This window comes from Isachenkonia alkalipeptolytica (genome assembly GCF_009910325.1).
Classification (GTDB): domain Bacteria; phylum Bacillota; class Clostridia; order Peptostreptococcales; family T1SED10-28; genus Isachenkonia; species Isachenkonia alkalipeptolytica.
Map to the genome: position 1 here is coordinate 96,277 of NZ_SUMG01000003.1, position 13,439 is coordinate 109,715.

Below are 13,439 nucleotides of genomic sequence, written 5' to 3' on the forward strand. Positions count from 1 at the left end.
GAAAGCAGAGATAAGAAAGCAGAGAAAAAGAAAGTCCTGAAAAATTACTACAGGAGGGGGATACCATGTTCAACATACTGATTACCGAGGATGATAAAAATTTGCAACGCCTGATGGAAGCCGTACTGAAACGGGAGGGTTACCGGGTGTTAAAGGCCGTGGACGGAGAGGAAGCCCTAAGGATTTTGGATAAGGAGCATGTGGATTTACTGATCACCGATATTATGATGCCCCGCCTGGACGGCTACCGCCTGACCGATGCCCTCCGGGGATCGAAGTTCGAACTGCCCATCCTGATGATTACCGCCAAGGAATCCCTGGGGGACAAGAAAAAGGGCTTTACCCTGGGGGCGGATGACTACATGGTCAAGCCCGTGGATATGGACGAAATGCTCCTTCGGGTCAAGGCCCTGCTTCGCCGCTCTAAAATTCAAAGCGAGCGGAGACTGAATTTCGGAAGGGTTGAGTTGGACTGGGACCGCTTAACCGTGGAAGGGGAGGAAGATACCGTGGACCTGCCGAAAAAGGAGTTTCATTTACTCTTTAAGCTCTTAAGCTATCCGGGAAAAATCTTTACCCGGCAACAACTGATGGATGAAATCTGGGGGCTGGAAGCGGAGTCCGACGAGCGAACCATCGATGTCCATATTAAACGACTCCGAAATCGTTTCAGCCATATGAAAGAGTTTGAAATACTTACGGTTCGGGGCCTGGGCTATAAGGCGGAGAAAAAATGTTAAGAAAAATCGGCGTCAAACTGGCTCTGATGTTCATTGCTATTATAATTCTCTCCTCAGGGCTTTCTTTTTTAGCCTCCACCGTGGTTTCCCCCAACGTTCCCGGAGAACTTCGGCGTAATCACGGAGAAATTGCCAATGCCCTGAGGGAACTGGAGGATAAAACCGCTCTGACCACGGAAGAGATGATCGAGATCACCTCCACCTCCATGCACCAGGTCCGCCCCCGGGAAATCGGCGAACTTTCCCTAGGGGAAGAAGCGCGGGAAACTCTGGAAAGGGGAGAGACCATCTACCGAAGAGACGGAAAGATCTTCGGATTGAAAGCCTACACCCTGATCCGGGGAGAGGTGCTGGAAATCGGACTGCAACCCGACAGCTCCCTGTTCACCTTTACCGCCCTTCGGGTCTGGGACGCCTTGGTGTTTTACATCGCCATCGGGATCATTCTCACCATGGTACTGACCCGACGGGTAGTGCGGCCGATCCTTCGTCTGACGGAAGCCACCCGCAGTGTGGCCCAGGGAAATTTCGACACCCAATTGGAGGTTCGAAGCAGGGATGAAATCGGTCTGTTGACGAAAAACTTCAATCGTATGGTCCGGGAGCTTCAAAACATGGAGGTTCTCCGAAAGGACTTTATCAATAATGTATCCCATGAATTCAAAACACCCATGGCCTCCATCAAAGGCTTCGCCAACCTCTTGAAGGATCCGGAGATGACCGAGGAGGAGCGCCGGGACTACCTGGACATCATCGTCTACGAAACCGATCGCCTGGCCCATTTATCCTCGAATCTGCTGAAGCTTTCCAAACTGGAGAACCAGGAGATTCCCGAAATAGCGGAAACCTTCTCCCTGGACGAACAGATTCGAAGAGCGGTCCTGCTGTTGGAAGAACGATGGCAGGAAAAAGATTTGAGTTTTCAGATCGATATGGAGAAAATGACTTTTCGGGGCAGTGAAGAGCTGATGCAGCAGGTATGGCTGAATCTCCTGGGAAATGCTATTAAATTCTCGAAACCGGACACCGAAGTAACGATTCGGGGAGAGGTGCGGGACAACCGATTCATCATTGAAATTCGAGACCAGGGCTACGGTATGACGGAAGATACGGCGAATAGACTTTTTGAAAAATTCTACCAGGGAAGCACCGACCACAGTAGCGAAGGCAGCGGCCTGGGACTTCCCCTAGTGAAGCGGATCATCGAAATTCACAGCGGGAAAATCACCGTGGACAGCAAAATCGGGGAAGGCAGTACCTTTATCATTGATATTCCAAAAGAGCAGGAGGAGAATTAAATGGAGAATCTGGAAGCACAAAAGACTTTTTTTCTGGGAACCGACGTCTGTGACAATGAGGGGAAAAAGCTCTTAAAGCTATACGAATTTGCCCTGTATCAAATGAAAACCCGGGTGCAAACTCTCCAGGAGGAGCTCGCCGGGGGAAACAGTTACAACCCGATAGAACATGTGAAAAGCCGTTTGAAAACCTGGCAAAGCGTGATCGACAAATGTGAGCGTAAAGGAGTGGCCCTGAACCGGGAAAACATTCACCGCTACGTCCAGGATGTGGCCGGAGTTCGCCTGATCTGCTCCTTTCGGTCGGATATTTACCGGCTGGCGGGGATGCTGATGCAGCATCCGGACCTGGAGGTTATCGAATACAAGGATTATATCGAAAATCCCAAACCCAACGGCTACCAAAGCTTTCATCTGGTTCTGCAGGTTCCCGTATTCCTTACGGACCGTATCGAGCGGATCCCTGTAGAGGTGCAAATTCGTACCGTGGCCATGGACTTTTGGGCCAGCCTGGAGCATAAAATCTACTACAAGCAAAATCTCAGAAACGTACCGGAGTCCCTGACCAAGGATCTACAGGAGGCGGCGGAGCAGATTACCGCCCTGGACGAAAAAATGGAAAATATCTTTAAGAATATGCAGGATTTAAAGATTTTAAACTTTGATGACTGAATCCGGGATGATGACACAGTTTCTACACAATTTTAGCGTATAATATATTGTGCGGGGAAATTAGGTAATTAAGGGTATAAATAAATGAAGGCGTAAATAGTATGAACAAAAAGCTGAAAAACAGGGAAATACAACAATACATCCATTGAAGGACACAATTTTTCAAATAGAAAAAACGAAAGAGGTGAGGACATTATGTTCAGTAAAATTGCACGTTGGATCATTACGGTTCTGGGGGGAGTTACGGGACTTATAATTTTTTATTATAGCAGAAGATACTTTGATCAAAATTTTGAAGGACTTCAAAGCGGCATTCTGGCAAGTTTGATCGCATTCATTCTAAGCGCACTTATTATCTATGCCCTGGCTCCGAAAATCATCGCCCTGGGAAGAAAGCTGATACGAAAAATCGAAGGGGAATTTTCCAAAATTCCCACGGTGGATATTGTTCTTGGTACCGTCGGGCTTTTGGCAGGCCTAACGGTGACCTATTTTATCAGCCGCCTGCTCCTGAATATCCCCTTCCCGCTGTTGGGGGAAGGACTGACACTGATTGCCGCCATATTTCTCGGCTACCTGGGCATCCGCCTGGCCACTCAGCGGGGCCAGGATCTCTTAACCATCGGCAGGACGGAAAAGCAGGAGCCGGAAGAAAAGGTGGTCAAAAAACCGGAAGTTCCCACCGGTGGGGCGACGCCGAAAATTTTGGATACCTCGGTGATTATCGACGGAAGGATTTATGACATTGCCAAAACCCAATTTTTAGAAGGCCCCATTGTGGTGCCGGAGTTTGTACTCAAGGAACTTCGCCATGTGGCGGATTCTTCGGATTCTCTGAAACGAAACCGGGGAAGACGGGGACTGGATGTGCTGAACACCATGCAAAAAGAACCGGGAATTGAAGTGCAGATTCTGGATCATGATTTTGAAAACGATTACGAAGAAGCCTTAGAGGTGGATGTGAAGCTGTTAAAGCTTGCCAAGCAGCTTTCGGGAAAAGTCATCACCAATGATTACAACCTCAATAAGGTGGCGGAATTTCAAGGGGTTCCCGTCCTCAACATCAATGAGCTGGCCAATGCGGTCAAACCCGTGGTCATTCCCGGGGAAGACATGAAAGTGGAAGTGATCGCCGACGGAAAAGAGGCCAATCAGGGCCTTGCCTATTTAGACGACGGAACCATGATCGTGGTGGAAAACGGAAAAGCCTACAAGGGCCAGGATATCGAAGTGTCTGTCACCAGCGTCCTCCAAACCGCCGCCGGGAAAATGATTTTCGCCAAACCCCGGCTATAAGACCACCGGGACATCAGCCATAGTTCGGGGAATATTTTTAAAATTCAAAAAAAGATTTGACAATGTGACACCTATGTCATATAATGAAAGCATAAATGACATAGGTGTCACATATATTTTTTGACTAAGGGTGACAGGGTTGTCACATTAAAGATTGGAAGATCGAGGATGACAGCGAGATGACAGGGGGACGGAGTTTTTGTCATCTTTTGATGACAAAAACTCCGTCCCCCTGTCATCTCTGATACCGAAAGGAGGGGAGACCATTGCCAAACGCGACGTTTTTTAATATCGACGAAGAAAAACAGGAAAAAATCATATCCGCCGCCATGAAGGAGTTCTCCGCTGAGACCTACAGCAACGCCAGCATTGCCAGGATCATTAAGAAGGCGGGCATTCCAAGGGGCAGTTTTTATCAGTACTTCGAGGGAATCGAAGATCTGTACCGCTATGTGCTGCAAATCATCGCTGATGAAAAAATGGCTTATTTGAACCCGGTACTTACCCTGATGGAGGAGGGGGAAACCTTTGAGATTTTAAAGGGGCTGTACCGGGCGGGGATCCAGTTTGCCAAGGATCATCCGAAGTACGCCGGCATCGGCAATCAGCTGTTTAAGGAAAAAAAGGCCGTCCGGGATCAGGTCACCGAAGGGCTGACGGAAAAAAGTATCGCCTTTTATGAAATGATCTTTCAACGGGGCCGGGACCGGGGAGACATCGATCCGAAGGCGGACATCCAAACCGCCGCCTATATGGCCCATATTTTAAATCTGAATCTGGCGGACAGCGTATTGGAAGGAAAGGAAAATCAAAATTTGATGGACCATGTGGAGGAGTATTATGAACGGGTGGAAAAAATGCTCTATATTTTTCAAGAGGGTTTGCAAAATAAAAAAGCTTAAGGAAAGTGAAAGAAAAGCATGAACAAAGTATGAGAAAAATCCCATAATCAAAGGAGGAAAAGCCATGTTTAAAGTGGAAAATTTACATTTCACCTATCCGAAGAACAAGGAGGAGACCATCAAGGGCCTGGATTTTGAGATTCAGCAGGGGGAGATTTTCGGCCTTTTAGGTCCCAGCGGCGTGGGGAAAAGTACCACCCAAAAGATTTTAATCAAAATCCTTCGGGACTTTGACGGCAGCATTACCTATAAGGGAAAAAACCTGAAGGACTACGGCCGGGATTTTTATGAGGAGATCGGCGTGGGCTTTGAGGTGCCCGTTCATTTCTCCAAGCTCACCGCCATGGAAAACCTGGAGTTTTTCATGAAGCTCTATAAAAACCATGAAGCTCCGGAGGAACTGCTGAAAAAGCTGGGGCTCTATGAGGACCGGAACAAAAAAATCGCGGAATTCTCCAGAGGGATGAAGATTCGCATGAACTTCGTCAAAGCCCTGCTCAACAAGCCGAAGATGCTGTTTTTGGATGAGCCCACCGCGGGACTGGATCCGAAAAATGCACGGATTATTAAAAATTTGATCCGGGAGTACCGGGAGCAGGGCGGCACCGTAATTCTTACCACCCATCTGATGAATGATGTGGAGGAGCTTTGTGACCGGGTGGCCTTCATGGCCGAGGGAAAAATCGTGGAAATCAACTCCCCGAAAAATTTGAAACTCCAGCACGGAGAACGTCAGGTGGAGGTGGAATATGAAAAGGAAGGGAAAATGGAAAACCGGGTTTTCTCCCTGGACGGACTCCATGAGGATGAGGAATTCTTCCAGGTGGTGAAAAATCACCGGATCATCACCATGCACTCCAAAGAAACCACTTTGGATGATATTTTCATTGAAATAACCGGGGGTGAGCACCGTGAGAAATCTTAAGACCCTATTAATAGGAGAGCTTCAGCGACTGCAGCGTTACCATATCATGGCAGCCAGTTTGGTGGTGACGGTGATCTGGATCGGGGTTTTACAGTTTACCGATGTAGACGATGTAACCAACATTTTTCCCCTGCTGTTGTTTCTTGATGCCACCGCCATGTCCATTACCTTAATCGGCGTCAGCATGTTTTTTGAACGGGAGGAACACACCCTAAAGGGTCTGTTCGTTGCCCCGATCACCAAGGAAGAATACATGATTTCAAAGATTATCGGAAACATTGTCTCCAATCTTCAGACTTTGGTAATTCTTTATCTTTATGCATGGATCTTTAAGGAAATCAATCTGAATATTTTTCTATTGGTGCTTTATGTGATCATTATCAGTATTTTTCACTCCATGATCGGGTTCCTTCTGGCTTACCGTTCCAAGAGTTTTACGGAGCTGTTAACCGGGGTGATTAAGTATATGTTCATCTTTTTAATTCCCGTGGTATTAGAGCAGGTAGGGGTGATTACCGGGGATCTTATGACCAATCTGCTGTACGTCCTGCCTACTAAGGCCTCCCTGCTGCTACTAAATTCCACTACCAACGGGGTGGAAACTTGGGAAGTCTTTTACGGCATATTTTACCTGATCGCGCTGTCCCTACTGCTGGCAGTGGTTATTCGTAAAGGCTTTGAAACCTTCGTTGCAAAGGAGAGTGGTATCTGATGTTTACAACCTTTATTGGAAGCGAGTTTAAAAAGTGGACCCGGGATTCCCTGACGATGTTTATGGTGGTCTATCCCATTGTTTTCGCATTGATCGGGCGGTATTTATTGCCCTGGGCCGATGAAAACACCGCTTTTTCCTTGGTTCTCTTCGGCGACTTTGCCATGGCGGCCCTGGCCCTGCTGACGCCCATGATCTTCGGGGCGCTGATGGGCTTTTCCATCCTGGATGATCGGGACGACGGAATTCTCTCTGCCATTCGGGTCTCTCCCTTAAGCCTGGGCGGTTTTTTGGCCTTTCGGGTGGTCCTGGTTACTTTACTGGCCTTTATGGCGGGATTTTTGGTGATGTTTGTGGCGGACTTCGGCCCCTTGACCGTGGGGGAGACGGTGATCATTGCCGCGGTGAATTCTCTTAGCGCACCGATCACCGGATTTTTGATCAATGCTTTTGCCGGTAATAAAATTGAGGGATTTGCGGTGATGAAGGGTACCGGAACCCTTATGATCTTCCCGGTGATCGCACTGATCTTTACCGACGCCAAGGAGTTTATATTCTCCTTCGTTCCCGGATTCTGGCCGGCAAAGGCGATCAGCGTCCTGTTTCGGGGGGAAGGGGTGCTGAATCTTTCCTACGAAATGTACCTTATCATCGGGCTTTTTTATGTGCTGGTATTAAATTTTGTGGTCTATCGTATTTTTGTGAGAAGAACCCGCCTGTAATGGGTATAAGAAAGGCTAAGGACAAAATATGAATGGAACAGCGAAAACCTTGAGGAGGGGAAGCAATGAACAGAGAAAGGAAAGAAGAAAGAAAAGAATCAAACCTGGGCAAGGGGATGAAGGAAATTTCCTTAGGGGAAATGGAAGGGATCAAAATCGGTCATAGCCAAAGCAAAGAGGGGGGCACCGGCTGTACCGTGGCCTTGTTTGAAAAGGGGGCCGTGGCCGGGGTGGATGTTCGGGGCGGAGCTCCGGGAACCCGGGAAACGGATCTGTTAAAATCCGAAAACCTGGTGGATACCCTCCACGGAATCCTCCTTTCCGGGGGGAGCGCCTACGGCCTGGACGCCGCCGCGGGAGTGATGGCCTATCTGGAGGAGCAAAACATCGGTTTTGACGTGGGGGTGGGGAAAGTCCCCATCGTCCCCGGGGCGGTGCTCTTTGATCTGCCCCTGGGAAGTCCCAAGGTGCGACCGGACAAAGCCATGGGCTACGCCGCGGCTACCGTTGCGGCACAAAACGCTGGAAAAACCATACCCCAAGGCACCGTGGGGGCGGGCACCGGAGCTGCCGTAGGAAAGATCCTGGGCATGGACTATGCTATGAAGGGAGGCATCGGCACCTACGCCGTGGAAGTCGCCGGTGTGAAAGTCGGAGCCCTTGTGGCGGTCAACGGTTTCGGCGATGTGGTGGAGAACGGAGAAATCCTGGCAGGGGTCTATGATCGAAAGAATCAGGTGTTTCTCCGGACGGAAGGGGTGATGGTTCAGGGGATGTACGACAAACCCTTTAACGGCAATACCACCATCGGTCTTGTGGTCACCAACGGAAAGTTTTCCAAACCCCTAATGAATAAAATCGCCTCCATGGCCCACAACGGGTATGCCAGGGCCCTTTCTCCCAGTCATACCATGGTGGACGGGGACACCATCTTTGCCGCCGCCACGGGAGCCGTGGAAGCGGACCCCAGCCTGGTAGGTCACCTGGCAGCCCTGGCCATGGAACGGGCGATTCATCGGGGGATCAAAGCCGCCACATCCCTGCATGGGGTACCGGCCTATGGGGATCTGAATCGTTTCTGAAGATTATTCAATAACAAACAGCGGTAAAGAAAATAAATATCAAAAAAAGAAAAAAAGTACCCGAAAAAGAAATCATCAGTAATTTTTCAGTAAAAAACAGGGAATAGGAGGAATAAACCATGGTTTCGATTATTACCGACAGTTCTTGTGATTTACCGAAGGAAGTATTAAAGGCATACAACATTCAGGTGGTACCCTTAAAAATTATCATCGACGGCGTGGAGTACGTGGAGCTTCAAGACATCACCGCTAAGGAGTTCGGGGAAAAGATGACGGCCTCGGGGACCCTTCCCAAGACCTCCCAGCCCTCTCCCGAGCGCTTTCGGGACGCCTTTGAGAGCGCCCTGGAGAAAAAGTCGGAAAAAGACGCTCCGGAAATTCTTTGCCTGACCATTTCCTCACAGCTCAGCGGCACCTATCAATCCGCCTGCTTGGGAAAGGATCTGGTAAAAGACAATGGGAACATTACAGTGTTCGACACCCTGGGGGGCTCCATCGGCCACGGACTGCAGGTGGTAAAGGCGGCGGAGATGGCCGCGACGGGGGTGTCCTTGGAAGAGATCATCGACGCCCTGGAAAGACACCGGGAGGAAATGAACATTTTCATCTTGCTGGACACCCTGGAAAACATCGTAAAAGGGGGGCGACTGGGACGAGTGCAGGGCGCCGTGGCGGGAATGTTGAATATTAAAATCCTTTTGGAGGGTGTCGAGGGAAGAGTGGAGCTGTTGGAAAAAAGGCGGGGCCGGAAAAAAATTACCGAGCGGCTCTTTGAAATCGTCGATGACCGGCGAGGGGATTTTTCCCAGAAGGTCTTTGGAATCACCCATGTCAACAATGAAAAGGATGCCCTGGTACTGAAAGAGGAAATCATCCGCCGCTTCGAACCCCAGGACGTGATCATTTATGAAATGGGCGGCACCATGGGGACCTATGCGGGAGAGGGGGGCATGATCATCTCCTTTTAGCCTTAGGACTGCCGTAGTTCCATGTTCCAAGAGCTCTTCCGCGGATACTCAGGCTTCCCCCGGGTTTTGCTAAAGCCCTCGGTCTTAAGGCGGAGAAGGGAAAAGTCTCCAGGCGGTTATCATCGGCGGAGGTTTTCGATAGAATGGAATGGGTAAACCGTGACGGATCAAAAGCCCAAAGTCAGGGCCTACATAACCTTAATATCCGTCAAAGTCCAATGAATTAAGGAGTTGAACATTATGAAGCAAAGCGGAAAGGAAACATCCCGAAAGGAAAACCCTGCCGACAAGGAGGAAAGGCCGGACCGGGAAATTGAAATTGTGGAGTTCGAAGAACACCACGCCTCCTCCCTGGCGGATATGTGGAATGCCAGCAAAGAGGAATGGGGAGGCCAGGACGGTAACCGTACGGCAGCACAGGTGAAAAGCAGCATTCGAAACGAAGGAAATATCAAGGATTTTGTAGCCCTTTCGGGGGATACCGTGGTGGGGTACTGCAGTTTCAAAGAGTACGAAGACGATGAAGGGGCAAGCTATATTCCCCTGCTCAACGTACGTCCCGAATATCACGGAAAGAAAATCGGAAAAAAACTGCTCTTAAAGGCCCTGGAGGTGGCGGTCGAGCAGGGATGGCCCCGGATGGACCTGTATACCTGGTCCTCCAATTTAAAAGCGGTACCTCTGTATAAAAAATGCGGATTTTTCTGGGAGAAGGACAATCCCCATATCCACCTGATGAATTTTATGCCCACGGTGCTGAATACCGAGGCCATCACCGAATACTTTACGGATCTTCACTGGTACGACCATGTGGCCCGGGAACTTTCCGTGGAGCCCGACGGTCGGGTGGAAAAGGGCTTTCATTTTTATGAGTACCTGTGGAAAAACCAAGAGGAAACCCTACGGGCGGAGTTCTGCCGACGGGGCAGGGGGCTACGCCTGATCGAGACCAAGGACTATAAAGTAGCGTGTTATACCGAGCAGAATGAATTTCCCTTTAAAAAAAGCTACCCGGTTTATTATCGAATCATCAACAAGACCTCTGAGCCCTTAAGGGTTGGAATCAAGGGACGAAGTGATAAGAATATCCGGTATTCCTATAAGGAAACCGTGGATGTACAAAAAGAGAAAACCCTTGAAGCCTCTTTTTATGTGGAGGCGATCGAAGAACTTGTTCCCGAGAACCTGACCCACCCCGCCATTACTGCAGACCTTGAAATCAACGGGAAAAAGGCGGAGTTTCGGCTAGGGATTGTACCGAAGTTTCCCCTGAATCTGAAATTTTCCATACCGGAAAAGGAATGCTTTCCGGGAAAAAGAACAAAGGGATTTATCGATTTGGAAAACGGTTTTGAGGAAGCCGTCGAGGTACGCTTTTCCTTAGTGGACCGGGAAGAAATCCAGTGGGAGGACCGGGAAGTGGACCTTCGTCTTCAGGGAAAGGAGAAAAAATCACTGCCCGTATTTTTCCAAGTGAAAAAGCCGGGATTTTATCAAGGATTTACCGATATTGAAGTTTCCCTGGGAAAGGAAAAGCTGACCTTTCAAAAAGAAATAAAAGGGTTTTTACGGGGTAGAGGCGGGAAGTTTTACGGAGCCACGGAAAAAGGATGGAGTGTGGTAAACGGAGCCTATAAGCTGACCCTGGTGAAATATGAGAACCATATAACCCTGGAGGATTTGGACCGGCCAAGTCGGGATGAAATCGGTTATCCGAAACTGGGACGGCCCTTCGGAACGGACTTTTCCAACAAGCTTCCCGATGAGGTGACCTATGAGTCGGAAGAAGACCGGATTCGTCTACGGGCGGTGTATACCTCCGAAAACTTTCCCGGTCTTAAACTTCATTCTCTGTCGGAGCTCTTTGCGGATGGAAGGCTAAGACAGTTTTATGAAGTGGAAAATACCGGGGGAGAAGATTTGCAACGGGCGTTATGGGTGAGCAGCACCCTGTGGCATAAAATTTCAAACGCCACCTTCTCTTATCATGATGAAATTATTGGTTTAAAAGGGATGGAGGAATCCCGGCTGAGTTACTTTGACGCCCGGGGTTTCACGGAAAACTGGAGCTATGCCAGAGAAGGGGAAAACTCCTGGGGCGTGGTATGGCCCAAGGACATCATACCGGAACAGGAGGGGCCCTTTATAAAGATCAATGAAAATCTGGGAAAAATCCCCAAGGGGGAGAAAAGAAACACCCGGCCCGTATTTATGCTGTATAATACCATGAAGAACTGGCGGGAACTTCGTCGCTTTGCCCTGGAGGAAGAGCCTGCTGTAAAAGACGCCGAAGAACCGGGAAAAACCTTTGAAGTTCGGGTCAATGAAAAAAACCCCTTCCTAAGGGGCCGGACGGCCATTGAATTTTTAGAGCGTAAGTCTACGAATCTCAGTGGAAAGATCACCATGGAATCCGAGCGGGGAGTCCTTGGACCCCTGGAAAAAAACTACCGGGAGGAAGAAGGCCTTTCGGAGGATGTTTGGGAAGTTGATCTTCAAAGCGCCGTAGAAAAGCCTTTGGCCGGAGAAAAGCCCCTGGGGGGCAAAGGCTCCATGGACACCCTCAGAATTACGGCGGATTTGAAAAAAACCCGGCGGGTGTATCACCGGCAAGTATTTTTAACGGGGGAGACCTCGATAAAAAAGGTTGCGGAGGCCTCTAAACTTGAAAAAGAAAACCTCCGTAGCAATCAGGTCACTTCTGGGGGAACACGCTATCACGTAAGCAACGGTCTGCTCGGTTTTTCTGCGGATCCGGATTTCAGCAATGGGCTGTGTTCCTTGACCGTCAACGGTAAAGAGGTCCTGGACAGCAGTTACCCGGAATACGTTTCAAAATTCCCGTGGAATCCCTGGGCCGGCGGGGCCTACGCTGTACCGGAGCATTATGAATTGGAAACCATGCTGCAACAAAAGCGCCGGGGAGAATTCATGGTAAAGACGGATAATAGAGGAAACAGCTGGGAAGGCCTTAAGGTGATCACGGAAATCCAAGGCATAGACCGTTATAAGGGATTGGAAATTCATCAATACTACCTAACCCTGCCGGAGATTCCCGTGGTATGTAATTTTTTTGAAATTCACCAGAAAACCGGGAGATATGTAGAGGAGCTGGTTTTGGAAAACTTCTTCTTTTTCCGGATGGACGAAAATCTGGGCAACACCTATTTCGCCGAGGGAAAAGAAACCGGAAGGAAAGTGGAGTATAAAGCGGGGGAATACATGGTGGTTCACAATGCCCTGGAAAAGATATTGGAGGCGGGAAGTCGAACAGCACCGCAAAAGGCCTTGGTCTATGGGCCCAAGGCGAAGAATGTGGTGGGCTTTGCTAATAAAGAGATGTTGGTGATCTCCACCCACCATCAATACGCCGGGGAACATCAAAGCTGTAAGACCTTGGATCCGGTATTTCTGATCTTTTCTGAAGATCCGGTGGAAATCAAGGGCCTGGAGGATTTAAACCGGATTCGTTTTTAACGGGGAACAAAGGAAAAAAAGGCCGGCGGATGAAGGTTGAAAACCCTCCGCAGGTAAGAAATAGCCGCCGAAGCTAGTATTTCCAAAAAGGTGAAAAGACTGTAAAAAGACTGTAAAAAGACTGTAAAAAGACTGTAAAAAGACTGTAAAAAGGCTGTAAAAAGAATTCAAAATAAGAAAAGGACGGTGGAAAAAATGATTGTAACCAACACGGATTTAGTACCGAATAAGGAAATTGTAGAGGTTTTAAACATTGTCAAGGGCAACACCATTCGAGCCAAGCATTTGGGTAAGGACATTATGTCCAGTTTTAAGCATTTGGTCGGAGGAGAACTGAATCAGTATACCGAGATGATTGATGAAGCCCGGGATGTGGCCTATGATAAGATGGTGATGGAAGCCAAAGAGATGGGAGCCGACGCCATTGTATCCGTTCGGTTTTCCACCTCCGCCATCGCCCAGGGAGCCGCAGAAGTACTTTGTTACGGCACGGCGGTAAAACTGGTGGATAAGTAACAACCGCCAGCATCCGGCCTTCGGTTCGATTTTGAACCGGAGGTTTTTTTATGTTATCCTGAGTGTAAAACATTCTAAAGTGGGAATATAGTAAGTAGTGAGAGGAAATGAAAGCCCTAAGTAATAAAT

At 48.8% G+C, this 13,439-nt stretch carries 12 protein-coding genes; all 12 read left to right on the plus strand.

The genetic code is table 11. The annotated features are described in order from the left end of the window. Nucleotides 1–65: 65 nt before the first annotated feature. Nucleotides 66–740, plus strand: coding sequence for a response regulator transcription factor (locus ISALK_RS03945; RefSeq protein WP_160719269.1), 675 nt, complete (start codon nt 66–68; stop codon nt 738–740). Further along, nucleotides 734–2,038 carry a HAMP domain-containing sensor histidine kinase gene (locus ISALK_RS03950; protein ID WP_160719270.1) on the plus strand — a complete coding sequence of 435 codons (1,305 nt, stop codon included), beginning with the start codon at nt 734–736 and terminating at the stop codon, nt 2,036–2,038. The genes ISALK_RS03945 and ISALK_RS03950 overlap by 7 nt, the downstream gene beginning before the upstream one ends. Further along, nucleotides 2,039–2,710: a GTP pyrophosphokinase gene (locus tag ISALK_RS03955; protein ID WP_160719271.1), complete on the plus strand. Its 672-nt coding sequence runs from the start codon at nt 2,039–2,041 to the stop codon at nt 2,708–2,710. 195 nt (nt 2,711–2,905) lie between these two features. After that, nucleotides 2,906–4,006, plus strand: coding sequence for a PIN/TRAM domain-containing protein (locus tag ISALK_RS03960; protein ID WP_160719274.1), 1,101 nt, complete (start codon nt 2,906–2,908; stop codon nt 4,004–4,006). A 266-nt stretch (nt 4,007–4,272) separates the two neighbouring features. Further along, nucleotides 4,273–4,908, plus strand: coding sequence for a TetR/AcrR family transcriptional regulator (locus tag ISALK_RS03965; protein ID WP_160719277.1), 636 nt, complete (start codon nt 4,273–4,275; stop codon nt 4,906–4,908). Nucleotides 4,909–4,972: 64 nt separating this feature from the next. Beyond that, the gene (locus ISALK_RS03970; protein ID WP_160719280.1) at nt 4,973–5,833 is read left to right on the plus strand and encodes an ABC transporter ATP-binding protein; all 861 of its coding nucleotides are present in this window, start codon (nt 4,973–4,975) and stop codon (nt 5,831–5,833) included. Beyond that, nucleotides 5,820–6,545 (plus strand): fluoroquinolone export ABC transporter permease subunit, encoded by a 726-nt coding sequence (locus ISALK_RS03975; protein WP_160719283.1) that lies wholly within the window; start codon nt 5,820–5,822, stop codon nt 6,543–6,545. Before ISALK_RS03970 ends, ISALK_RS03975 begins: the two co-directional genes overlap by 14 nt. Then, nucleotides 6,545–7,267: an Rv2686c family ABC transporter permease subunit gene (locus tag ISALK_RS03980; RefSeq protein WP_160719286.1), complete on the plus strand. Its 723-nt coding sequence runs from the start codon at nt 6,545–6,547 to the stop codon at nt 7,265–7,267. The genes ISALK_RS03975 and ISALK_RS03980 overlap by 1 nt, the downstream gene beginning before the upstream one ends. Nucleotides 7,268–7,383: 116 nt before the next feature. Further along, complete coding sequence (locus tag ISALK_RS03985) at nt 7,384–8,349, plus strand: P1 family peptidase (protein WP_160719491.1); 966 nt, start codon at nt 7,384–7,386, stop codon at nt 8,347–8,349. Between the two features lie 119 nt (nt 8,350–8,468). Continuing rightward, complete coding sequence (locus ISALK_RS03990) at nt 8,469–9,317, plus strand: DegV family protein (RefSeq protein WP_160719289.1); 849 nt, start codon at nt 8,469–8,471, stop codon at nt 9,315–9,317. Nucleotides 9,318–9,557: 240 nt separating this feature from the next. After that, nucleotides 9,558–12,794, plus strand: coding sequence for a GNAT family N-acetyltransferase (locus ISALK_RS03995; protein WP_160719291.1), 3,237 nt, complete (start codon nt 9,558–9,560; stop codon nt 12,792–12,794). Between the two features lie 195 nt (nt 12,795–12,989). Continuing rightward, entirely contained in the window at nt 12,990–13,310 is a 321-nt protein-coding gene (locus tag ISALK_RS04000) for a YbjQ family protein (protein ID WP_160719293.1), read from the plus strand. Nucleotides 13,311–13,439 lie beyond the last annotated feature (129 nt).

Coding starts and splice junctions, on each gene's coding strand:
- ISALK_RS03970 (WP_160719280.1), top strand. CDS start 4,973: ATGTTTAAAGTGGAAAATTTACATTTCACCTATCCGAAGAACAAGGAG.
- ISALK_RS03985 (WP_160719491.1), top strand. CDS start 7,384: ATGAAGGAAATTTCCTTAGGGGAAATGGAAGGGATCAAAATCGGTCAT.
- ISALK_RS03980 (WP_160719286.1), top strand. CDS start 6,545: ATGTTTACAACCTTTATTGGAAGCGAGTTTAAAAAGTGGACCCGGGAT.
- ISALK_RS03955 (WP_160719271.1), top strand. CDS start 2,039: ATGGAGAATCTGGAAGCACAAAAGACTTTTTTTCTGGGAACCGACGTC.
- ISALK_RS04000 (WP_160719293.1), top strand. CDS start 12,990: ATGATTGTAACCAACACGGATTTAGTACCGAATAAGGAAATTGTAGAG.
- ISALK_RS03950 (WP_160719270.1), top strand. CDS start 734: ATGTTAAGAAAAATCGGCGTCAAACTGGCTCTGATGTTCATTGCTATT.
- ISALK_RS03945 (WP_160719269.1), top strand. CDS start 66: ATGTTCAACATACTGATTACCGAGGATGATAAAAATTTGCAACGCCTG.
- ISALK_RS03995 (WP_160719291.1), top strand. CDS start 9,558: ATGAAGCAAAGCGGAAAGGAAACATCCCGAAAGGAAAACCCTGCCGAC.
- ISALK_RS03960 (WP_160719274.1), top strand. CDS start 2,906: ATGTTCAGTAAAATTGCACGTTGGATCATTACGGTTCTGGGGGGAGTT.
- ISALK_RS03990 (WP_160719289.1), top strand. CDS start 8,469: ATGGTTTCGATTATTACCGACAGTTCTTGTGATTTACCGAAGGAAGTA.